The following is a 21968-nucleotide window of genomic DNA, read 5'->3' on the forward strand; positions in this document are numbered from 1 at the left end:
GGAGCGGGGCCTGAAGCATGGCCGCGGTGTGGGACGCGGCGTCCGGGCCGGGGTCACTCCGCGGCGCGCAGTTCCCGGATGACGTCGAGGATGGCCTCGCTGAGCCGGTCGGCGTCGTCGACCAAGGCGGGGTCCACGGACACGCCGAAGCAGAGCTCGCGGTCGACGCCGAGCGCGCCGACCGCGAGCGGCGCGCCGGGCGCCAGCGGGATCACCGGGTACACCTGGGCGAGCGGGGCGCCCGCCAGCCTCATCGGACCGTCCGGGCCCGGCAGGCTCGACACGATGCCTTGGAGGAACCGGGCACCGTAGACGGCGCGGGCGAAGCGGGCGTGCAGCGGCGCCGGCATCAGCCGCCCGACCCGCCGCATCACGAACCACGCCGCGAGCGGCCGGGTGCCGGACCGCAGCACACGGCTCCGCCGCACGATCGCGGCGAGCCGGTCGGCCTCGGCCATCCGCCCGATCGGCAGGTCGACCATGACGGCGGTGGTGTGGTTGCCCTGGGGGGCCTGCCCGCCGCCGCCGGGCGGGCGCATCATCAGCGGCACCGCGACCCGGCACGCGTCACCGTGCCGGACCGGCGCGCCGGGCATGTCCCGGACGACCCGGTGCAGGCCGCCCGCCACCGCGCACAGGACCACGTCGGTGACCCGCGCCCCGTACCGCCGCGCCACGTCGCGCGTCAGGCCGAGCGGGACGAGCAGCGTGCCGAACCGGCGCTCGGACGTCCCGCCGGCGGGCAGCCGCGCCGGCGGCGGGACGTCCACGGCGAGCTGGCCGATCCCGACGACCGTCGCGGCGGCCTCCCGGACCGGCCTGCGGCGGGGCGCCTCCCAGCCCGAGCCGTCCGGGGCCGGTTCCATCAGCGCCATCGCGTGCGCGACCACCCCGACACCGTCGGCGACGACGTGGTGCATGAGGAACACGACGGCGCACCGCCCGGGCGCGACGCCCTCGACCAGGACCATCCGCCACAGCGGCCGGTCGCGGGGCAGCGGCTCGGACTGGATCCCCGCGATCATCGCGCGGAGGCCGTCCATGCCCTCCACCCGGCGTTCCTGGACGTGCCAGGACCAGTCGATCTCCGGGTGGTCGAGCCAGACGGGGCGGCGCCAGGACGCGGGGGCGGCGAGCCGCTGCCGGAAGCGCGGCAGCCGGTCCATCCGCGCGGCGACCAGGTCGGCGAGGTCCTGGCGGGCCACGGCGGCCCGTGAGACGTCCAGCATGATCACTCCGCCGACGTGCTGCGGCGCGGACGGCGTCTCCACGGCCAGGAAGAACGCGTCCTGCGCCGGGACGGGGTCGGCCGTCCAGGGCGGGGTGGTGCGCTCGGCGGCGTACACCGCCAGCGCGACCAGCGGCACCGCGGCGACCGCGTCCAGCAGGTAGTGGTTGGCGGTGGCCATGATGACGTAGCAGGTCAGCACGATGTGCCCGGCGTTCAGCGACTGGACCCACCGCCGCGCCGACGCGCGGGCCAGCTCCACGCCGACCCACAGCGTCCAGGCCATGTGCAGGGACGGGACGGCCGCGTACTGGTCGGCGTGCTCGACCAGCGGCGACCCCCACGACCCCCAGGTGCGGCCGAGGCGGACCGTGTCGACGAAGCCGAGCTCGGGCATGAGCCGGGGCGGCATCACCGGGTAGAGCGCGAAGCACGCGATCCCCACGAGGTTGATCAGCAGGAAGGCGTTGCGGGCCGTCCGGTAGCGCTCGGGGTGGCGGACGTAGAGCCAGGCGAGCAGCCCGAGGGCGCTCGCGATGTAGGTGATGGCGTACTCGTAGTTGGCCAGGACGCGCCAGGCCGACTGCCCGGCCAGCCACTCGTTCAGCGTCCGCTCGACGTCGATGCGCAGGGCGCGCTCGACGTCGTAGATCATCAGGCCGTGCGCGCGCGCCGCCTGCGCCCGGGCCCCCTGCGGCAGCGTCATCACCAGCGCGTACAGCCCGAACACCGTCAGGCCGAGCAGCACCTCGACCCGGAGCCGGCCGCGCGCGACCGACCCGGCCCGGGAGACGACCGCGTCCGGCGCGGTCACCACCCCCTGCGTGCCCATCGTCCCCCCACACCGGTGGGTTACCCAGGATTTCCACCGGTCAGACGGCCCCCGACCGGATTGCGTGATCATGCGATTACCGAGTGTACACGGGCGGGGGCGCCGGTAACGGCGGGAAAACACGGGAACCCCCTGGCTTCTCCGTACGTCTTCGATATATCGTTGTCGTATCGCGAGGGATCATAGAGAGGTCTCAGAAGGTGGTGGAGAACATGGGAGCGACTCGGGCGCACGGATTCGACCCGCGCTGGGCGTTCGCGGCGGCCGCGCTCGGCGCGAAGGCCGCCCACATGCGGGGGCGCGGCGACTTCCCGGGGTTCGGGTGGATGTTCGGCGGCGGCCCGGGGCCCTGGGGCCCGCCCGGCGGCTTCGCCCCGGGCCCGCCCTGGGCGCGCGGGCGCGGCGGGCCGTGGGGGCGGGGGCAGAAGGCGCGCAAGGGCAACGTCCGCGCGGCGATCCTCGTCCTGCTCGCCGAGGAGCCGCGCAACGGCTACCAGATCATCCAGGAGATCCACGAGCGCAGCGACGGGGCGTGGAGGCCGAGCCCGGGCGCGGTGTACCCGGCGCTCCAGCAGCTCGCAGACGAGGGCCTGATCGCGGGCGAGGAGGCCGGCGGGCGCCGCACCTTCCACCTCACCGACGAGGGCCGCGCCCGCGTGGAGGAGCAGGCCGAGGAGCTGGCCGAGCCGTGGTCGGAGATGACGCCCGAGTTCGGCGAGGGGGTGCCGGAGCTGTTCAAGCAGGCCGCGCAGACCGGGGCCGCGGTGATGCAGATCGTCCACTCCGGCACGCCGGAGCAGGTCGCACGGGCCCGGGAGATCCTCACCGAGGCGCGGCGCAGCCTGTACCACATCCTCGCCGAGGACGGCGGGCAGGACACGGGCCCGACGTCGGACGGCGGGAACACCGACGACAGCGACGACACCGGGGAGCGGCCATGACCGGCAGGGACGGGATCCGCGTCGGCGACGCCGAGCGGGACGCGGTCATGGTCGCCCTGCACGACCACTTCGCCGCGGGACGGCTGGACCGCGGCGAGCTCGACGAGCGCCTCGGGACGGTGCTGGCCGCCAAGACGCACGGCGACCTGCGCGGGGTCGTCCGCGACCTGCCCGTCCCGAACGGCCTGGCCGACCCGGAGCCCGCGCCGGACACCCTCCACGGCCCCTGGGGCGGCGGCCCGCCGCTGATGTTCGGCGGCCCGGGGCATCCGATGCGGCGCCTCCACGGCCGCCACCCGCACCGGGGGCACCGGCACGGCGGGCACCGGCACGGGCCGCCGTTCCCGGCGTTCCCGCTGCTGCTCGGTGTGTTCCTGGTCCTGGCGTTCACCGCGGGGCCGGGGACGGGGTTCCTGGTCGTCCTGCAGATCGCGCTGGTGGTGTGGGTGGTGCGGGCCGTCCTGATGGCCTTCGGGCTGCGCCGGTCACGGCGGGGCGACCGCCACCGCCTGTCCCCCGGCGCCTGAGCGCGGGCGCGTCCGGCGGCCCGCCGGACGGCGCGCGCTACGCGGGCACCTGGCGCAAACGTTCGCAGCGGGGCGGAACCGCGTCCTGGAGGGCGCCGAGGGCACGGGCGATCAGCGGGTTGCCGCGGCTCCCCCGGCGCACGCACGTCAGGACGCGCCGCTTCGGTACGGAGTCGCCGGTCAGCGGCACCCGGACGACCGGCTGGTCGGACGGCCCGTCGGCGAGCCGGGGCACCAGGGACACGCCGAGGCCGTGGGCGACCAGCGCCCAGATCACCCACCAGGTGGTGGCGTTGTGCGCGAAGCGCGGCGTGAACCCCGCGGCGGCGCAGTAGGCCAGGACCTGCTGGTGGTGCGCGCAGATCTCGGGCTGGACGCTGACCCAGTCCTCGGACGCGGCGTGCTCCAGCCGGACCCCCGGCCGGGACGCCAGCGGGTGCCCGGCCGGGACGATCAGGTCGAGCGCCTCCTCCATCAGCGGCTCCCGGTCGAACCGGGGGTCGCCGGGCGGCGGGGCGTCCGCGGTGGGCTCGATGACCGCGAGGTCGGTCTCACCCGCGGCGAGCAGCCCCAGGGCGACATCGGTGTCGCACTCGCGGACCTCGACCACGAGACCGGGGTCCTCGCGCCGCAGCGCCGCGGCGGCCGGGGCGAGCAGCCCGCCGACCGCCGTCGTGAACCCGCACATGCGCAGCGGGCCCACGGCGCCGGCGCGATGCGACTCCAGGTCGGTGAGGGCCTCCTCCCAGCGCGCCAGCAGCGCGTCGGCGTGCTCGATCAGCAGATGCGCCGCCGGGGTCAGCCGCACCCGGCGGCCCTGCGGCTCCAGCAGCGGCACCTTCAGCTCCCGCGCCAGCTCGCGCAGATGGTGCGACACCGCGGACGGGGTGAGGTGCAGCGCCTCCGCCGCGGACGTGACCGTCCCGTTCTGGTGGACGAGCCGGAGCATGTGCAGCCGCCGCAGATCGATCATGTAACAATCATGCACGATCAGATCTGGAAATGTGAAATGGACGGCAACGTTCCGCGCGGGCAGACTGGCCGCATGACTGATCAGAGCAGGACGCACCGGACCCTGTCCCGGCACCTGACCAGCGAGGGCGTCGTCGTCTGGAGCCGCTGCGCCTGCGGGCGGCTGCGGATGGACCTCGTCCCGCACGCCGCCGGCAGGCCGATCTCCGCCGGTCCCTGCGCGCGCTGCCACGCGCTCCGCTGACGGGGCCGGAGCCGGGGCCGGGAGCGTCAGTCCCGGCGCAGCGCCGCGGCCTCGGAGGCCAGGCCGCGGATCCGGTCCCAGTCCCCGTCTCGCAGCGCGTCGGCCGGTGTGAGCCACGACCCGCCGACGCATCCGACGTTGGGGAGCGCGAGGTAGTCCGCGGCGTTGCCCGGGGCGACGCCGCCGGTCGGGCAGAACCGGGCCCGCGGCAGCGGCCCGGCGAGGGACTTCAGGTACGCCCGCCCGCCCGCGGCCTCGGCGGGGAAGAATTTCATCGCCGTGATCCCGTCCTCCAGCAGGGCGATCACCTCGGACGCGGTGGCGACGCCCGGCAGGAACGGCAGGCCGGTCGCGACCATCGCGGCCTGGAGCCGGGGCGTGAGGCCGGGGCTGACCAGGAAGCGCGCCCCCGCGGCGGCGGCCCGCTCGGCGTCCTCGGGCCGCACGATCGTCCCCGCGCCGACGACGGCGCCCGGGACCTCGGCCGCGATCAGCGTGATCGCCTCCAGCGCGGCGGGCGTGCGCAGCGTCACCTCGATGGCGGGCAGGCCGCCCTCGACGAGCGCGCGCGCCAGCGGGACGGCGGCGCCGGCGTCGTCCAGGACCACGACGGGGATGACGGGCGCCAGGTCGAGGAGGGTCTCGTTGGTCACGTCGATGCTCATGCGGGCTCCAGTGGTCCGGCGGCGTGCGGGCTCCGCGCCAGCCGTGCGGCGGCACCGGCCAGGGCCGGGCCCGGGTGGACGATCAGCGCGGTCGGGATGGCCCGCAGGTAGTCCTCGACGGGCGGCTTCGCCTCGAACCGGCTGCGGAACGCGCTCTCCCGCAGCACGTCGGCCATGCGCGGCAGGATCCCGCCGCCAAGATAGACGCCCCCGCGCGCTCCGAGCGTCAACGCCACGTTCCCGGCCAGTGATCCGAGCAGCGCGCAGAACATGTGCAGCGTCTCCCGGCAGCGCGGGTCGCGGGGCCGCGCGCAGATCTCGGCGGCTCCCAGCGGCGCGGCCACGGCCCCGTCGATCTCGGCGAGGTAGCGGTGGACGCGCGCCAGGCCGTCCCCCGACAGCAGGTACTCGGCCGTGGCGGCGCCGCGCTCGGCGCGCAGCAGCCGCATGACCTCGATCTCCCGGGCGGTCGCTGCCGGGACGTCGACCTGCCCGCCCTCCCCCGGCAGCGGCACCCACCCGCCGGAGACCGGGACGAGCCCGGCGACGCCGAGGCCGGTCCCCGGCCCGACCACCGCCATCGGCGCGCCGGGCGCGCCGGACGCCGGGCCCCCGATCGGGACGAGGTCGGCGGGACCCAGGCGCGGCAGCGACAGCGCGAGCGCCTCGAAGTCGTTGATGATCTCCAGGTGCGGGATGCCGAGGCGCTCCCGGACGGCCTCCGGCGTGTCCGCGGGCCAGTCCGCGTTCGTCAGCCGGAACGTCTCGCCCGCGACCGGCCCGGCCACCGCGAGGCACGCCGCGGACGGGCGGACGCCGGGCGCGTACCGCTCCAGGTACGCCGCCGCCGCGCCGGCCAGCCCGGCGTGGTCGCGGGTCGGCAGCGACCCGACTTGCGACGGCTCGCCGTCCGGCCCGTCCACCAGGGCGAACCGGGCGTTGGTGCCGCCGACGTCGGCGACGAGCCAGGGTCCGCTCACGCGAACACGCCCGCGCCGCGCTCCGCCGGCCCCGCCGCGCGCCGGAACGACTCGAACAGCTCCCGCCCCGTCCCCGACCACACCTCGGGCGCGGCGCCCTCGGCGTCCCGCGCGGCGAACTCCTCATCCGGGACGAGCACCTCCAGAAGGCCCTTGTCGGCGTCGAGCCGGACCACGTCGCCGTCCCGCACCCGCGCCAGCGCCCCGCCGTCCGCCGCCTCCGGGGACACGTGGATCGCCGCCGGCACCGCGCCCGACGCGCCCGACATCCGCCCGTCGGTGACCAGCGCGACCCGGTACCCCCGGTCCTGCAGCACCGACAGCGGCGGGGTGAGCCGGTGCAGCTCCGGCATCCCGTTCGCGCGCGGGCCCTGGTAGCGGACGACGGCGACCACGTCCCGGTCCAGCTCCCCGGCGGCGAACGCCTCCTGGAGCTGCTCCTGCGTCTCGAACACCCGGGCGGGCGCCTCGATCGTCCGGTGCTCGGGCCGCACCGCCGACACCTTCACCACCGCGCGGCCCAGGTTGCCGCGCACCGTGTGCAGGCCGCCGTGGGTGTCGAACGGCTCGTCCACCGGCCGCAGCACCCCGAGGTCGCCGGACTCCGCCGGGACGTCCCGCCACACGGCCCGGCCGTCCGCGCCCAGCTCGGGGGCGCGGCGGTAGGCGGCGAGGGTGTCCCCGCCGACCGTCCTCGCGTCCTCGTGCAGGAGCCCGGCGTCGATCAGCTCGCCGATGAGGAACGCGGTGCCGCCCGCGGCGTGGAAGTGGTTCACGTCCGCGGTGCCGTTCGGGTAGAGCCGGGTCAGCAGCGGCGTGACCTTCGACAGCTCGTCGAAGTCGTCCCAGGTCAGCTCAATGCCCGCGGCCGAGGCCATCGCGACCAGATGCAGCGTGTGGTTCGTGGACCCGCCCGTGGCCAGCAGCGCGACGACCCCGTTGACGAACGCCCGCTCGTCCAGCAGCTCGCCGATCGGCGTGTAGCCGTCGCCCAGGTCGGTCAGCTTCAGCACGCGCCGCGCGGCGGCCTCGGTGAGCGCGTCCCGCAGCCCGGTGCCCGGCGGGACGAAGCTCGCCCCCGGCAGGTGCAGGCCCATGACCTCCATGAGCAGCTGGTTGGAGTTCGCCGTCCCGTAGAACGTGCAGGTGCCGGGCGAGTGGTACGAGGCGGCCTCGGCGGCGAGCAGCGCGTCCCGGCCGATCTCCCCGGCCGCGAACCGCTTGCGGACCTTCGCCTTCTCCGCGTTCGGCAGCCCCGACGCCATCGGCCCCGCCGGGACGAGGATCACCGGCAGGTGCCCGAACGACAGCGCCCCGATCACCAGCCCCGGGACGATCTTGTCGCACACCCCCAGCATGAGCGCGCCGTCGAACATGTCGTGTGACAGCGCGACCGCCGCCGCCATCGCGATCACGTCCCGGCTGAACAGCGACAGCTCCATGCCCGCCCGGCCCTGGGTGATCCCGTCGCACATCGCGGGCACGCCCCCGGCGAACTGCGCCGTCCCGCCCGCCGCGCGGATCGCCGCCTTGATCAGGTCCGGGTAGTCCTTCAGCGGCTGGTGCGCGGACAGCATGTCGTTGTACGCCGACACGATCGCGATGTTCGGGGTGGCGTTCCCCCGCAGCCAGAGCTTGTCCTGGACGCCGCACGCCGCGAACCCGTGCGCCAGGTTCGCGCAGCCCATGCCGCCCCGGACGGGACCCTCCGTCCTGGCGTCCCGGATGCGTGCCAGGTACGCGCCACGCCGCCCGGCGCTGCGCTCGGCGACGCGGCGGGTCACTCGTTGCAGCACGGGATGCACAGGCATGAGAACGCTCCAGACCAGGGGGACCACCAAGTCACCAAACTACCGAGACATACGTCACCTCGACAAGCCAACTTATGAACTTCGGCTTACAAAACTCCCTCAAATACACCAACTGGACGCTTCGAACAACCACATGCTTGACTGGCCTGATGCCCCGCGCCTCCCGTCCCCGCACGACCGGGGACGTGCTCCGCCTCATCCGCGAGGACGGAGTCGCCACCCGCGCCGAACTCGGCCGCCTCACGGGCCTGTCCCGTCCCGCCGTCGCCTCCCGCGTCACCGAGCTGGTCTCCCGCGGCCTCGTGGTCGAGCACGCGGACGGCCCGTCCACCGGGGGCCGCCCCCCGGCCCGCCTGGAGTTCAACGCCGCCGGCGGCGCCGTCCTCGTCGCGAACCTCGGCCAGTCCCGCGGCCAGCTCGCCGTCTGCGACCTCGCCGGGACGATCCTCGCCCGCGCCGACGGGCCCCCCGCCGGGGACTCCCCCGCCGTCGCGCTCGCCCGCCTCCTCGACCACTGGACGGCCCTCCTGGCGTCCTCGGGCATCGACCCCGGCACCGTCCGCGGCGCCGGCCTCGCCGTCCCCGACGCCTTCGAGCACGCCCCCGGACGCTGGCACGGCATGGACGTCGACCCGCCGATCTCCGAGCGCTTCGGCGTCCCCGCCCACCTCGACAACGAGGTCAACGCCGCCGCCCTCGGCGAGCACGGCGCCCACCCCGGCGTCGACGACCTGCTGTTCGTCAAGGTCTCCACCGGCATCGGCGCCGGCGTGATCGCCGGCGGCCGCATCCAACGCGGCGCCCTCGGCGCCGCCGGCGAGATCGGCCACGTCCCCGTCCCCGACGGCGGCGGCCTGCCCTGCCGCTGCGGCAACATCGACTGCGTCGAGGCCGTCGCGGGCGGCTCGGCCCTCCTCGCCCGCTCCCCCGCCCCCGACCTGCCCGCCCTCGCCGCCCTGGCCCGCGCCGGCGACGCCCCCACCGTCGCCCTCCTCCGCGACGCCGGCCGCCGCATCGGCGAGGTCGTCGCCACGGCCGTCAACCTCCTCAACCCCGCCGTCGTCGTCGTCGGCGGCGACCTCGCCGCCGACGACGCCCCCCTCATCGCCGGCCTCCGCGAGGTCGTCTACCAGCGCTCCACGGCCCTCGCCACCCGCCACCTCCGCATAGAACCCAGCCGCCTCGGCGAAACGGCCGGCCTCGCCGGCTGCGCCGCCATGGTCCTCTCACGCATCCTCGCCCCCGAAACAATAGACGCCTGACCCGTAATAAAGCGGCTCAAATTCACCGGCATTAAGGGAACGATTTAGGCACCATCGGTTGCTTCAAAGAAATCAGCCAAGGCACCAGGTCAGGGCCCGCAGCAACATCTCGAACACGGAATTCCATGCTCCGACGAGGTGGCGCATTTAAATGTCTGGCCCCGTCAGCCAGTTGAGTCCCACCCCAAAAAAAGAGGGTCGGCGCCTTCAGCATACCGATGACTCCGGCCGAAACAGACGATCGACCAGTACTTGTCATGCCAGGGCTCGGATGGGAATATCTCAGCAAGAACCAGCGACTGGAAGTGAGTGACATCATGACCAGGCCATGGGAAGCCGATCACGACGCGGGATTCCTTCGGAGGCTAGGGAAGACGGCCGCCGAGGTGGGCGACAGCCGCACCACGCAGGACTGTCCCGAGATCTGGGAGCTGGACAACGGCGATATCGCCGTCATCGGCCGTGACGCGACCACCGCGTACAGCGATCGGCTCCCGCCGGGGGTCAGGATCGGCTCCGACGAACGGCTCGTGATCATCTCTGGCCGCCTGCTCTCGGCAGCCAAGCCAGACATCCCCGACGTCTGACCTGATCACGAGGCAGGCAGGCGACACGGTCGGCCACGAGGCCAGCCGCCCAAAGTGGGTCTGTAAGGCATCGAGACCCATTCCGAATCGCACGACCGGTCCACCGCCCCTCTTTCCACCTGGCAGCGCAGAGCTGCGCGTTGCGACACGTCCGCAGGTCCTGGGGTCGTCGGGGAATAGGCGGGGGCGGCGGTTTCATGCGATTTTGGACGAGGAGTACCGGCGTGCGCCCGCGCCTCCACCTGAGCCCCCCGCTCCCCGGCGCCGTCGTGGCCGGGCTCCGCTCGCTTGGGGTGCCGCGGGCGTCGTTGTGCTGGTGCCGCTGGTCCGGAGGTTGTTCCGGGGCTGAGCGCCGGGGGCGGGGGTGGGGTTAGCTCCACCTCTGATCTTGGAGGTGGGCTCCGGGCGTGGGGTGGTTGGGCCCAGTGTCCGGGAGGACTCCGGGCGGCAGGGTTGTTGTCATCTGGACGACCCGGCTCGGAGGAACGGCATGGCTGACGGTGTGATCCGCGTTCGCGGGGGGTGGACGGCGCGCGCGGCGCGGCCGTTGGTGACGGAGGTGGCGCTGCTGCTGGGGCTGTTCGCGTTCTACAAGTGGGGGCGGACGCTGGTGCGGCACGGGCCCGGGGAGGCGATGGAGAACGCCCGGTGGCTGTGGGGGTTCGAGCGGTCGTGGCTGCCGAGCGAGGTGTCGCTGCAGCACTGGGCGCTGGGGTGGGACCACACGGCGTACCTCGCGAACGTGTACTACGTGTCGGTGCATTTCCCGGGGACGGCGGTGCTGCTGGTCTGGTTGTACGTGCGGCACCGGAGCTCCTATCGGCGGGTGCGGAACGAGCTGGTGGTGCTGACGGCGGCGGGGCTGGTCGTGCACATGCTCTTCCCGCTGGCGCCGCCGAGGCTGGCGGGGATCGGAGCGGTGGACACGATGCTGACGGTGGGGCCGTCGGCGTACCCGGCGGCGGCGGACGAGATCGCGAACCAGTACGCGGCGATGCCGTCGCTGCACATCGGGTGGGCGCTGCTGGTGGCCGTCGCGGTGGTGCGGGCGTCGCGGAGCCGGTGGCGGTGGGTGGTCGCGCTGCACGCTCCGGTCACGGTGTTCGTGGTGGTGGTGACGGCGAACCACTACTGGACGGACGGGCTGGTGGCCGCGGGGCTGCTGGCGGGGGCCGTGCTCGTGGTGAAATGGCTGCATGATTCCCCTGCACACCAGTGGCGAGGAGCCGGACGTCCCCGTGGCGGTGCTGCCGGTGGGGAGTCACGAGCAGCACGGCCCGTTCCTGCCGCTGGCGACGGACACGGTGATCGCGTGCACGGTCGCGGAGGCGATCGCGCGGTCCTACCCGGTGCGGCTGCTGCCGCCCGTGACGATCTCGTGCTCGCAGGAGCATGCCGCCTGGCCGGGGACCGTGAGCATCTCGGCGGCGACGCTGAGCGCGGTGGTGCGGGACGTCGCCCGGTCGCTGCGCGGGGCCGGGGTGCCGAAGCTGGTGCTGGTGAACGGGCACGGGGGCAACTACGTGCTGGGGAACGTCGTCCAGGAGGCGGGCGGGGACATGGCCCTGTTCCCCGCGCTGGAGGACTGGGACGCGGCGCGGGACGCGGCGGGCATCGCGACACCGGCGGTCAGCGACATGCACGCCGGGGAGCTGGAGACGTCGATCCTGCTGCACGCCCGTCCGGAGCTGGTGCGTGAGGGGTACGCCGGCGCCGACCATCTGGCCGACGACCGGCGGCACCTGCTCACGGCGGGGATGGCGCCCTACACGGAGTCGGGGGTGGTGGGGCGGCCGTCACTGGCCTCGGCCGGCAAGGGCGAGGGCGTCCTGGCGAGCCTCGTCGGGTCGTTCGGGGACTGCCTGGCGGTCCTTCAGCAGTAGGGCCGCGGCGCCGGGGAGGCTCGCGACGAAGGTGAGCACCCCGTACACGACGGCGACGGTCAGGCCCTGCGCGGAGCCGAGCCCGGCCGCGCCGAACGCCAGGGCGAGGACGGCCTCGCGGGGGCCCCAGCCGCCGACGTTCAGCGGCAGCGCCATCACCAGCAGCGCCAGCAGGACGAGCGGGACGAGGTCCGCCAGCGGGGCCGTCGCGCCGGCGAGGCGGGCCGCGACGAGGAACAGGGTGACGTGCCCGGCGAGGGCCCCCGCGGACAGCGCCAGCACGGACGGCCAGGCGTCCAGGACGGGGCGGACGTCGAAGGACCGGCGGACGAGGACGAACGCCCCAGCGAGCAGGCTCAGCACGACGGTCGCGGGGATCACCGCGGGGGCGAGCGCGGGCAGCAGCGCCGGGCGGGCCAGCACGACTCCCAGCCCCGCGGCCAGGAGGACCACCTGGCCCGCGGCCCGTTCGAGGACGACGGCGCGGACGCCGCGCGCCACGTCCCCGGAGCGGTGCCCGTGGCTGACGGCGCGGTGCACGTCGCCGAGGACGCCGGCGGGCAGGACGGCGTTGAGGAACTGCGAGCGGTAGTAGTCGGCGACGGCCGTGCCGAGCGGCAGCCGCAGGCCGAGGCGGCGGGCGACCGCGCACCAGCGGGCGGCGCTGAGCACGGTGGTCGCGAGGCCGATGCCGAGGGCGATCGCGATGGAGGGGCCGTCGATGGCGTGCAGGGCGTCCACGAACGCGGCGGTGCTGTGCCACCACAGCAGCGCGGCGAGGATGCCGAGGCCGGTGAGCAGGCGCAGCCACGGCCAGAGCCTGCGGGTCATGGCGCGGCCCCCGGTGCCGGTACTTTCCCCCATATCGGTGTCTCCCCCGGTATCGCGAGCAGGTCGGCGTGGTGGACTTCGACGTACAGCCCGGTGGCGAGGCGGCGGCGGAGGTAGCCGGCGGCGGCCGGGGCCAGGTCGGGGCGCTGCTCGACCGCGGCGGCGACCCAGCCGCGCAGCCACGTGGCCGCCAGCTCGGCGCGGACGGGGCCGAGCTTCCACGGGCTCGGGCGGGTGCGCAGCGCGGCGCCGCGCCGTCCGAGGGCCTCGGCGGCGGCGGCGACCGCGTCGGGGCCGAGGAGTCCGCCGCGCCGCTGGTGGTCGTTGAACGCGGCGCCGATCTCGGCGTCGAGGGGGTCGGACGGGGTCAGCCGGACCCGTCCGACGACGGACAGGGTCAGCAGCGCGGGGACGCGGGCGCCGGTGATCGCGGCGGCGAGGCCGTCCAGCTCGGCGAGGGTGAGGATGTCCAGCAGCGCGGACGCGGCGACCAGCGAGGCACCGGCGAGGTCGGCGGCGCCGAGGTCGGCGATCTTCCCCTGGCGGGTCTCGTGCGGCGCGGCGACGGTGGCCTCCGCGAGCAGGGCGGGGTCGCTGTCGTAGAGGATCCAGTGCTGGGGGCCGGGCAGCCGCGGGGCGAGCCAGCGCGCGAGGGAGCCGGTGCCGCAGCCGACGTCCCACAGCAGCAGCGGCCCGGGCGGGAGCGCGGCGCGGAGCGGGTCGAGCAGGTCGGCGGCGCGGGCGCCGGCGTCGGCGGGCTCGCGCAGGGCCAGCCAGGACGGTGCGTAGCCGGTCATCGTCCCTCCCCGAGCCCGTCCAGGACGGCGGCCATGCGGCGGGACGTCTCGTCCCAGCCCCGCAGGGTCGCGCGCCTGCGCCGCGCGGTGGTGCGCAGCCGCGACCGCAGGTCGGGCTCGACGAGCCAGTGGCGGAGCGCGGCGGCGAGCGCGCCCGGGTCGCCGGGCGGGACGAGCAGGCCCGGGACGGCGCCGGACGGGTCGCGCCCGACGGTCTCGGGGACGCCGTCCACGGCCGTGGCGAGGACGGGCACGCCGCGGGCGAGCGCCTCCGTCACGACCATGCCGTAGGTCTCGGCGCGGGAGGCCAGGACGGCGAGGTCCGCGGCGGCGTAGGCGGCGGCGAGCCGCGGGCCGGTCTTCGGGCCGGTCAGGCGGACGCGGTCGCCGAGGCGGTGCCGCCCGATGAGCCGCCGCAGCCGCGTGACATGGCCGGGGTCGCGATCGAGGGGGCCGGTGAGCTCACACGACCAGGGCAGGTGCGCGACCGCGGCGAGGGCCTCCACGAGCAGGTCGTGACCCTTGCGGGGGGTCAGCGACGCCACGCACAGCAGCCGCGACGCGCCGTCGGTGCCGGTCGCGAGCGGCGCCGGCTCGGTGCCCGGCTGGACGGCGTGGACGCGTCCGGGGGCGAGGCCGTGGTGCTCGATGAGGCGGCCGCGCGCCCACGGGCTCGTCGCGATGACCGCGGTGGCGGCCCGCAGGACGGCGCGCTCCCGCGCGTCGAGGTCGGCGGCGACGTGGTCGGGCAGGCCCGTCTCGTCCGCGAGCGGGAGGTGCACGAGGACCGCGAGACGCAGCCGGTCCGCGTGCGGGACGACGACGCCGGGGACGCCGCACGCGACGAGCCCGTCCAGCAGCACGACGGAGCCGTCGGGCAGCCCGGCGAGGGCGCGGTCGAGCGCCTCGCGGTCGCGGTGGTCCGGCCGGGGCCAGGCGCCCGGGACGGCCAGCTCGCGGACGGGCCGCCCCGCCGACGCGAGGCCCCGGCACAGCCGCCGGTCGTAGACGTTGCCGCCGCTCGGGGCGGTGTCGTCGTCGACGTCGCCGGGGACGACGACGCAGATCCCGTCCGCGGCGACCGCCGCCACGGCGCCGTCGCGGGTCACAGCGCGCACTCGTAACTCGCCCACGCGACGTGGGATTCGCGCAGCGTGACGGTGATCCCCGACAGGCCGAGCGCGTTCTTGCCGAGGGCGCCCGCGCGGACCCGGTCGGCGAGCCGGTCGGCGATGACCTTGGCGAGGAACTCCGTCGAGGTGTTGAGGCCGGCGAACTCGGGTTCGTCGTCCAGGTTGCGGTAGTTCAGCGCGGCGAGGACGTCGCCGAGCTCGCCGGTGGCCAGGCCGATGTCGACGACGATGTTGTCCGCGTCGAGCTCGGCGCGGCGGAACGTGGCGTCGACGACGTAGGTGGCGCCGTGCAGCCGCTGCGCGGGCCCGAACACCTCCCCCCGGAAGCTGTGCGCGATCATGATGTGGCCGCGGACGGTGATGCCGAACAAGCGAGGACCTCCTGGCTGTGGGCGGGCCGGGTGTGGCTGATCAGGTGTAGGCGATCCGGTGGCAGAGGGCGGGCAGCGTCCCGTCCGCCAGCCGGGGCATGACCTCCGGCAGTTCCGTGAAGGCGCTCTCCCCGGTGATCAGCGCGTCGAAGGCGGGGTCGGCGAGCAGGCGCAGCGCCAGCGCGAGCCGGTCGGCGAAGCTCCGCCGCCCCCGCCGCGCCGGGATCGCGCCGACCTGGCTGCTGCGGACGGCCAGCCGGCGCGAGTGGAAGAACTCCCCGAGCCGGACGGCGACGCTGCGGTCCCCGTACCAGCTGAGCTCGATGACCTCCCCCTCGGGCGCGAGCAGTTCGAGCGAGCGGGTGAGGCCCTCCTCGGTGGCGCTGGCGTGCACCACCAGGTCGCAGCCCCCTTCGGCGTCCTGCGGGGCGGCGAAACCGACGCCGAGGGCCTTCGCGATCGCGGCGCGGGACGGGTCGGTGTCGACGAGCTGCACGGACGCCCCGGGCAGGCCGCGCAGGACTCCCGCGACCGCGCACCCGACCATCCCGGCGCCGACGACCGCGACCCGGTCGCCGACCAGCGGCGCCGCGTCCCACAGGGCGTTCACGGCGGTCTCGACCGTCCCGGCGAGGACGGCGCGCTCCGGCGGCACGTCCGCCGGGACGGGGGTGACCGACGCGGCCCGGACGACGTACCGGGTCTGGTGCGGGTAGAGGCAGAAGACCGGGCGGCCGAGCAGCGCGGCCGGGCCGTGCTCGACGACGCCGACGTTGAGGTACCCGTACTTGACGGGCGCGGGGAACCCGCCGTCCTGGAAGGGGGCGCGCATCAGCTCGTGCTGGCTCTCGGGGACGCCGCCGCGGAACACCAGCGCCTCGGTGCCGCGGCTCACGCCGGAGCAGACCGTCCTGACCAGGACGTCGTCGGGGCCGGGCTCGGGCAGCGTCTCCGCGCGGATCTCCCCCTCACCTGGCGACCGGATCCAGAACGCGAGGGCGTCGCGCTCCATGGGCCCTCCTTCCGCGCCGGGTCCCCGGCCCCATGCCCGCACCCGCCAGCGCGCGGCGGCGCGCGGCGAGCCACAGGACGTCCCGTCCGAACGACCAGGTGAGCAGCCCGAGGGCCGCGGCCACGAGCAGCCGCGCGTGCGGGACGACCCCGGCGGCGGCGACGACCAGCACGACCCCCTGCACGACCGCGACGGCCTTGCGCGCCAGGCTCGGGGGCAGCGACGCCCGCAGCCACGGCGCCGCCCACGCGGCGGCGGCGAACACGTACCGCATCGCGCCGATCGCCAGCACCCACGCCCCGGCGGACGCGGCGACCTGCGCCGACAGCACGAGGATCAGGAACGCGTCGACCTCCATGTCGAACCGCGCGCCGAGCTCGGAGACGGTCCCGGTGCGGCGGGCGACCCGGCCGTCGACGCCGTCCAGGACGAGCGCGGCCGCGGCGATGCCGACCAGGACCGCGACCGGCCCGCCGCCGCGCGCCAGGTGCGCGGCCACCAGCGCGGTCACCGCGCCGGCCAAGACGACCCGGGCGAGCGTCACGTGGTCGGCCGGGCCGAGCGCGCGACGCCTCCGGAACGCCGACGTCAGAACGCTCCACGAGCCCGCCGCGTAGGCGGCCCCCGCCGCCCAGCCGACCGGGCCGGGGCGCAGCACCGCGAGCAGGGCGAGCTGCGCCGCCACCGCCGCCCCGAGCTCCCGCCGCCGCGTCATCCGCGCACCTCGCCCGCGGTCAGCGTGTCGAGCTGGGGCAGGTCGTGGCCCAGCCGGTCGCGCTTGGCGGTCAGGTAGCGGATGTTGTCGTCGCTGACGGGGACGAGGAGCGGGACGCGCGCCGAGACGGCCATCCCGTACGCCTCCAGGGCGCGCACCTTGTCCGGGTTGTTCGACAGCAGCCGCACCGAGCGGACCCCGAGGTGCCGCAGCACCCGCGCGGCCGGGCCGTAGTCGCGCACGTCCACGGGCAGGCCGATGGCGGTGGCGGAGTCGACGGTGTCCAGCCCCTGGTCGTCCTGGAGGACGTGGGTGCGGATCTTCGCGACCAGCCCGATCCCGCGGCCCTCGTGGCCGCGCAGGTACACCAGCACGCCCGCCCCCTCCCGCGCGACGGCGTCCAGCGCGGCGCCGAGCTGGTCGCCGCACTCGCAGCGGGTCGCCCCGAAGATGTCGCCCGTCATGCACTCGGAGTGCATCCGGACGAGCACGTCCTCACGTCCCCCGACGTCCCCCCGGACGAGGGCCAAGTGCTCGTGCCCGTCGACCGGGTCCCGGAACGCGACGGCGCGGAAGACGCCGCGCCGCGTCCTCAGGTCGGCCTCCGCCATGTCGTCGTGATCGATGCCCTGGTCGCGCATCGTTCCCCTTCCTCGGCCCGGCAATCACCCTTGGTACGTGGCGGACCGCCGCACGGTTGCGTCCGAAATCACTCTATCCATGAACGATTCAAGCCATGAATAAACTGAATCCGCTGTGTTACCAGGTGACACGCAGAGGGACCCGCGGAAGGTTCAGGGTCGGCGACGATCTTCCGGCAAGCTGTCCATGGGCCGGGTGGGCGCCGGAGGCGTCCCGCCCCGGCCGGACCATCACCGCAACGGCGGGACCGTCCCGCGGAGGAGGACCCATGCGGCGCATCACCCCGGCGGGCGGCCCGCTCGCGGGCATCGTCGCCTGCGCCGCGCTCGTGCTCTCCGGCTGCTCGGATCCGGGCGGCGCCGGGGCCGCGGACGTGGGCGGCCGCGGCCCGATCACCTTCGTGACCGGCAAGGACCGCACGGGCTACCTGCGCAGACTCCTCGACACCTGGAACGAGGACCACCGGGACGAGAGGGTCAGCGTGATCGAGCTGCCGGACGGCCCGGACGCCCGGCGGCGGCTGGTCCAGGACGCCGCGGCCGGGTCCGGCGCCTACTCCGTCCTCGACCTGGACGTGGCGTGGACGGCGGAGTTCGCGGCGAACCGCTGGCTGGCCCGGCTCCCCGAGACGCCCTCGCCCGGCGGATCCGGCGGCAGTTCTCCGCGGAAGGGCGCGCGCCTCGACCTGGCGGGGACGCTGCCCGCCGCAGCCGCGGCCGGGCGCTACAGGGGGGACCTGTATGCGATGCCGTTCTCGTCCGACGCCGGAATGCTCTACTACCGGAAGGACCTTCTGGAGAAGGCCGGGGTCTCCGCGCCGCCCAGGACGTACGCGCAGATGTGGGCCGCCTGCGACAGGGTGCGGAGGATCCCCGAGGGCGAGGGCGTCGACTGCTACCTCACCGAGGTCGGGAGGAACACGGGCATCGCGGTCAGCGCGGCCGAGGCCATCGGCGGCGCGGGCGGGACAATCATCGGCCAGGGCGGGCGGCCGGCGCTCGACACACCGGCCGCCAGGCGGGGCCTGGGGTTCCTCGCCGGCGCGCGCAGGGACGGCAGGATGCCCGAGGACGCCGCCGGGCTCGGACCCGAGGGCGGGCGCCGCCTCTTCCTGTCCGGCGGGCTGCTGTTCCTGCGGGAGTGGTCCTCCTCGTACGCGCTCGCGGACGGCGCCGACGGCTCGTCGAAGGTGGCGGGCAGGTTCGGGGTCGCTCCGCTGCCCGGTCCGGACGGCCCCGGCCCCGCGGAGCCGGGCGGCCGCGGCCTGGCGGTCTCGGCGTTCACCGGGCATAAGCTGACATCGCTCGACTTCATCAGATACCTCACCGGTGAGGCGGCACAGCGCGCGAACCTGCTCGCGACCTCGCGGGCCCCGGCCCTCGCCGCGCTGTACGACGATCCGGAGGCCGTGCGGAGGTTCCCGTACCTGCCGGTGCTCAAGGCGGCGCTCGCCGACGCCCGGCCGCGCCAGGCCGAGGCGCGGCGCGGGGACGTGGCGGCCGCGATCGAAGGCCCGGTGCACGACGCCGTCACCGGCAGGACGACCGTCGACCGGGCTTTGTCCGACCTTCAGCGCAGGCTCGGACCATTGACCGCGCGGTGACCCGCGCGCGCGTCGTCGCGGGTCCGCCGCAGGCGGAGTCAGACCGTCCCCGACAGCCCCGACCGGAAGGATGTCCATGACCCAGGAGACCCTCGCCGCCTCCGCCGGCGCCCCCGCGGGGGAGACGGCCCGCTGGTGGCGCGACGCCGTCATCTACCAGGTGTACGTGCGCAGCTTCGCCGACTCCGACGGTGACGGCGTCGGCGACCTGCCCGGCGTCCGGTCCCGGCTCCCCTACCTGGCCGGGCTCGGCGTGGACGCGCTGTGGCTGACCCCGTTCTACGTCTCCCCCATGGCCGACTTCGGCTACGACGTCGCCGACTACCGCGACGTCGACCCGCTGTTCGGCACCCTCGACGACGCCCGGGGCCTGATCGCCGACGCGCACGCCCACGGGCTGCGGATCATCGTGGACGTCGTCCCGAACCACACCTCCGACCGGCACGCCTGGTTCCAGGCCGCCCTCGCGGCCGGACCCGGCTCACCCGAACGCGCCCGCTACGTGGTCCGGGACGGGCGCGGCCCGGACGGCTCGCTCCCGCCGAACGACTGGGAGTCGGTGTTCGGCGGCCCGGCCTGGACCCGGCTTCCCGGCGGGCAGTGGTACCTGCACCTGTTCGCCCCCGAGCAGCCCGATTTGAACTGGGAGAACCCCGAGGTCCGCGCCGAGTTCGAGAGCATCCTGAGGTTCTGGCTCGACCTCGGGGTGGACGGCTTCCGCGTGGACGTCGCGCACGGCATGGCCAAGGCGCCCGGCCTGCCCGACGTGGGCCACGCCGGGCAGGCCGAGATGCTCGGGACGGCCGTCCTGCCCTACTTCGACCAGGACGCCGTCCACGACGTCCACCGGGAGTGGCGGCGGGTGCTCGACTCCTACCCCGGCGAGCGGATCGCCGTCGCCGAGGCGTGGGCGCCCACGCCCGAGCGGCTCGCCCTCTACACCCGCCCGGACGAGCTGCACCAGGCGTTCAACTTCCACTACCTCACCGCGCCGTGGGAGGCGCCCGGGATGCGGGAGGTGATCGAGGAGTCGCTCCGCGCCGCCGGGGAGGTCGGCGCGCCCGCGACCTGGGTGCTGTCCAACCATGACGTCAAGCGGCACGTCACCCGGTACGGCGGCGGCGGGACGGGGCTGCGCCGGGCCCGCGCGGCGGCGCTGCTGACCCTGGCTCTGCCCGGCTCCGCGTACGTCTACCAGGGCGAGGAACTGGGCCTGCCCGAGGTCCTCGACCTGCCCGAGGAGTTCCTCCAGGATCCGCAGCGCGCGCGGGACGCCGGCTCCGGCCGCGACGGCTGCCGCGTCCCGATGCCGTGGGAGGGCGAGGACCCGCCGTTCGGCTTCGGCACCGGCGCCCGCACCTGGCTGCCCGTCCCGCCCGCGTGGCGCGACCTCACCGTCGCCGCCCAGTCCGCCGACCCGGCGTCGATCCTCGCCCTGTACCGCGACGCCCTGCGGATCCGCCGCGGCCATCCCGCGCTCGGCGACGGCGCGCTGCGCTGGCTCGTCGGCCCGCCCGGCACGCTGTTCTTCGTCCGGGAGGCGCCGGACGGCCGGAGCCTCACCTGCGCCGTGAACATGGGGGCGCGCACCGTCCGCGTCCCCCTGCACGGCAGCCCGCTGCTGGCGAGCGGCCCGTTCCGCGTGGACGGCGGCTGCGCCGAGCTGCCACCGGACACCGCGCTGTGGTGGGAGGCCCAGGGGGGCTGACCCGGCACCGGCGGCGCGTCCATCTCGGCGCCGGCGGCACCCGCCCCGGGGAGGCCCTCTCAGGGGACGATGTAGCGGGTGTCGCGGGCGTCGGTGATCGCCATGTGGCCGGGTGCGTGGCCGATGGCGAGCTTGGGCCGGGACGCCATGACGGCGGCCTGGGGCGTGACGCCGCAGGCCCAGAAGACGGGGATCTCGTCCACGCGGACCTCGACCGGGTCGCCGAAGTCCGGGCGGCCGAGGTCGGTGATGCCGAGCTCGACGGGGTCGCCGACGTGGACCGGGGCGCCGTGCACGGACGGGTACCGGGAGGTGATCCGGACCGCGTCCGCGACCTGCGCCGCGGGGACGGGCCGCATGGACACCACGAGCGGGCCCCCGAAGTCGCCCGCGCGGCGGCAGGTCCGGTTCGTCCGGTACATCGGGACGTTGACGCCCTGCTCGACGTGCCGGACGGGCACGCCCGCGTCGCGGAGCGCGCCCTCGAAGGTGAAGCTGCAGCCGATGAGGAAGCAGACCAGGTCGTCGCGCCAGTACCCGGTGACGTCGGCGACCTCGGCGACCGGCTCGCCGCGCTCGTAGACGATGTACCCGGGCAGGTCGGTGCGCAGATCCCCGGAGAACAGCGGCGCCGACGTCGCGCCGGGCTCGGTGACGTCCAGGACCGGGCAGGGCTTGGGGTTGCGCTGGGCGAACAGCAGCAGGTCGTACGCCTGCTCGCGGGGGACGGCGATGAGGTTGGCCTGGGCCCAGCCGGTGCACCAACCCGCGGTGGGGGCGCGGAGGCCAGCGCGGAACAGCGCGCGGGCCTGGTCCGGTGACAGCGCACCGGGGTCGATGGGGACGGTCATGATCTCTCCTCTCCGGGTTCGGGCACGGGCGGCGGCCGGACGCCGGGCCGCGGCCCGGGGCGCGCCGGGCGGCGCGCCCCCTTCGGCGGGGACGGGCGCGGGAGGACGGGGCGGCGGGACGAGGAGCGCGTGGAAACCGGGGAGCGCGTTGAGACCGGGCACGGCGGAGACCGGGCACGCCGGTCCGTCCGGAGACACCGGAGCCGTGGGCCGACCCGGGTCGGCGGCGCCCGGCACCCCCACGCCGGACGCCGCGTTCCCCGGACGCCCGAGGTCGTCGACTATCGCCAGCGGCCCCGTCCTCACAACGACCGGTCCCCGTCCCATGGTTCCCTCCGGTGCGCGCGGACTCGCCGGGGAGCCTGCCCCGTCC

General features: G+C 75.5%; 21 protein-coding genes and 1 pseudogene. 9 read left to right on the forward strand and 13 right to left on the reverse strand.

The annotated features are described in order from the left end of the window. Positions 1-53 precede the first annotated feature (53 nt). On the reverse strand, positions 54-2060 hold the full coding sequence (locus tag AGRA3207_RS06660) for a bifunctional phosphatase PAP2/O-acyltransferase family protein (RefSeq protein WP_231333670.1): 2007 nt from the start codon (positions 2058-2060) through the stop codon (positions 54-56). 212 nt (positions 2061-2272) lie between these two features. Between AGRA3207_RS06660 and AGRA3207_RS06665 the strand changes: the two genes are divergently transcribed. Together AGRA3207_RS06665 and AGRA3207_RS06670 are read left to right on the forward strand one after the other, a co-directional pair. After that, on the forward strand, positions 2273-3001 hold the full coding sequence (locus tag AGRA3207_RS06665) for a PadR family transcriptional regulator (RefSeq protein WP_231333671.1): 729 nt from the start codon (positions 2273-2275) through the stop codon (positions 2999-3001). After that, the gene (locus AGRA3207_RS06670) at positions 2998-3528 is read left to right on the forward strand and encodes a DUF1707 SHOCT-like domain-containing protein (RefSeq protein ID WP_231333672.1); all 531 of its coding nucleotides are present in this window, start codon (positions 2998-3000) and stop codon (positions 3526-3528) included. Before AGRA3207_RS06665 ends, AGRA3207_RS06670 begins: the two co-directional genes overlap by 4 nt. Before the next feature lie 37 nt (positions 3529-3565). Here the strand turns inward: AGRA3207_RS06670 and AGRA3207_RS06675 are convergent, their stop codons facing one another. Continuing rightward, positions 3566-4501, reverse strand: a complete 936-nt coding sequence (locus tag AGRA3207_RS06675; protein WP_231333673.1) for a LysR family transcriptional regulator — start codon at positions 4499-4501, stop codon at positions 3566-3568. Between the two features lie 72 nt (positions 4502-4573). On the opposite strand from AGRA3207_RS06675, the gene AGRA3207_RS06680 reads away from it, so the two are divergent. Next, complete coding sequence (locus tag AGRA3207_RS06680; RefSeq protein WP_231333674.1) at positions 4574-4744, forward strand: hypothetical protein; 171 nt, start codon at positions 4574-4576, stop codon at positions 4742-4744. A 26-nt stretch (positions 4745-4770) separates the two neighbouring features. Here the strand turns inward: AGRA3207_RS06680 and eda are convergent, their stop codons facing one another. From eda to edd, 3 genes are read right to left on the reverse strand one after another with little or no spacing between them, the layout of a single operon-like run. After that, positions 4771-5409, reverse strand: a complete 639-nt coding sequence (gene eda, locus AGRA3207_RS06685) for a bifunctional 4-hydroxy-2-oxoglutarate aldolase/2-dehydro-3-deoxy-phosphogluconate aldolase (protein WP_231333675.1) — start codon at positions 5407-5409, stop codon at positions 4771-4773. Continuing rightward, complete coding sequence (gene glk / locus AGRA3207_RS06690; protein WP_231333676.1) at positions 5406-6389, reverse strand: glucokinase; 984 nt, start codon at positions 6387-6389, stop codon at positions 5406-5408. Before glk ends, eda begins: the two co-directional genes overlap by 4 nt. After that, complete coding sequence (gene edd, locus AGRA3207_RS06695) at positions 6386-8200, reverse strand: phosphogluconate dehydratase (protein ID WP_231333677.1); 1815 nt, start codon at positions 8198-8200, stop codon at positions 6386-6388. Before edd ends, glk begins: the two co-directional genes overlap by 4 nt. A 149-nt stretch (positions 8201-8349) precedes the next feature. Here edd and AGRA3207_RS06700 point away from each other — a divergent pair, with 149 nt between their 5' ends. From AGRA3207_RS06700 to AGRA3207_RS06715, 4 genes and pseudogenes are all read left to right on the forward strand, one after another. Further along, positions 8350-9462 (forward strand): ROK family transcriptional regulator, encoded by a 1113-nt coding sequence (locus tag AGRA3207_RS06700; RefSeq protein ID WP_231333678.1) that lies wholly within the window; start codon positions 8350-8352, stop codon positions 9460-9462. Between the two features lie 317 nt (positions 9463-9779). Continuing rightward, positions 9780-10049 carry a hypothetical protein gene (locus AGRA3207_RS06705; protein WP_231336253.1) on the forward strand — a complete coding sequence of 90 codons (270 nt, stop codon included), beginning with the start codon at positions 9780-9782 and terminating at the stop codon, positions 10047-10049. Positions 10050-10683: 634 nt separating this feature from the next. Then, positions 10684-11166: pseudogene (locus AGRA3207_RS40215) on the forward strand (phosphatase PAP2 family protein); the annotation flags it as partial. Between the two features lie 79 nt (positions 11167-11245). Beyond that, positions 11246-11932, forward strand: coding sequence for a creatininase family protein (locus tag AGRA3207_RS06715; protein WP_231333680.1), 687 nt, complete (start codon positions 11246-11248; stop codon positions 11930-11932). Here the strand turns inward: AGRA3207_RS06715 and AGRA3207_RS06720 are convergent. Genes AGRA3207_RS06720 through ribA form a run of 7 tightly spaced genes read right to left on the reverse strand, consistent with a single transcriptional unit; the run spans position 11846 to position 17432 of the window. After that, positions 11846-12796: a lysylphosphatidylglycerol synthase transmembrane domain-containing protein gene (locus tag AGRA3207_RS06720; RefSeq protein WP_231333681.1), complete on the reverse strand. Its 951-nt coding sequence runs from the start codon at positions 12794-12796 to the stop codon at positions 11846-11848. The two genes, AGRA3207_RS06715 and AGRA3207_RS06720, sit on opposite strands and share 87 nt — an antisense overlap. Further along, positions 12760-13560 carry a class I SAM-dependent methyltransferase gene (locus tag AGRA3207_RS06725; protein ID WP_231333682.1) on the reverse strand — a complete coding sequence of 267 codons (801 nt, stop codon included), beginning with the start codon at positions 13558-13560 and terminating at the stop codon, positions 12760-12762. Before AGRA3207_RS06725 ends, AGRA3207_RS06720 begins: the two co-directional genes overlap by 37 nt. Further along, positions 13557-14669: a glycosyltransferase family 4 protein gene (locus AGRA3207_RS06730; protein WP_420830906.1), complete on the reverse strand. Its 1113-nt coding sequence runs from the start codon at positions 14667-14669 to the stop codon at positions 13557-13559. Before AGRA3207_RS06730 ends, AGRA3207_RS06725 begins: the two co-directional genes overlap by 4 nt. Beyond that, entirely contained in the window at positions 14666-15064 is a 399-nt protein-coding gene (locus AGRA3207_RS06735; protein WP_231333684.1) for a 6-pyruvoyl trahydropterin synthase family protein, read from the reverse strand. The genes AGRA3207_RS06730 and AGRA3207_RS06735 overlap by 4 nt, the downstream gene beginning before the upstream one ends. Before the next feature lie 40 nt (positions 15065-15104). Continuing rightward, on the reverse strand, positions 15105-16076 hold the full coding sequence (locus AGRA3207_RS06740; RefSeq protein WP_231333685.1) for a zinc-dependent alcohol dehydrogenase: 972 nt from the start codon (positions 16074-16076) through the stop codon (positions 15105-15107). Further along, a complete protein-coding gene (locus tag AGRA3207_RS06745) occupies positions 16033-16791 on the reverse strand; it encodes a CDP-alcohol phosphatidyltransferase family protein (RefSeq protein WP_231333686.1) in 759 nt (252 codons plus the stop codon). Before AGRA3207_RS06745 ends, AGRA3207_RS06740 begins: the two co-directional genes overlap by 44 nt. Further along, a complete protein-coding gene (gene ribA / locus AGRA3207_RS06750; RefSeq protein ID WP_231333687.1) occupies positions 16788-17432 on the reverse strand; it encodes a GTP cyclohydrolase II in 645 nt (214 codons plus the stop codon). Before ribA ends, AGRA3207_RS06745 begins: the two co-directional genes overlap by 4 nt. 269 nt (positions 17433-17701) lie before the next feature. On the opposite strand from ribA, the gene AGRA3207_RS06755 reads away from it, so the two are divergent. Beyond that, on the forward strand, positions 17702-19036 hold the full coding sequence (locus AGRA3207_RS06755; RefSeq protein ID WP_231333688.1) for an extracellular solute-binding protein: 1335 nt from the start codon (positions 17702-17704) through the stop codon (positions 19034-19036). A 76-nt stretch (positions 19037-19112) separates the two neighbouring features. Beyond that, complete coding sequence (locus AGRA3207_RS06760) at positions 19113-20744, forward strand: glycoside hydrolase family 13 protein (protein WP_231333689.1); 1632 nt, start codon at positions 19113-19115, stop codon at positions 20742-20744. 59 nt (positions 20745-20803) lie between these two features. On the opposite strand, the gene AGRA3207_RS06765 is transcribed toward AGRA3207_RS06760, so the two are convergent. Further along, positions 20804-21595, reverse strand: a complete 792-nt coding sequence (locus AGRA3207_RS06765; RefSeq protein ID WP_231333690.1) for a putative hydro-lyase — start codon at positions 21593-21595, stop codon at positions 20804-20806. Positions 21596-21968: the final 373 nt, after the last annotated feature.

This window comes from Actinomadura graeca (assembly GCF_019175365.1).
In the GTDB taxonomy this organism is placed as follows: Bacteria; Actinomycetota; Actinomycetes; order Streptosporangiales; family Streptosporangiaceae; genus Spirillospora; species Spirillospora graeca.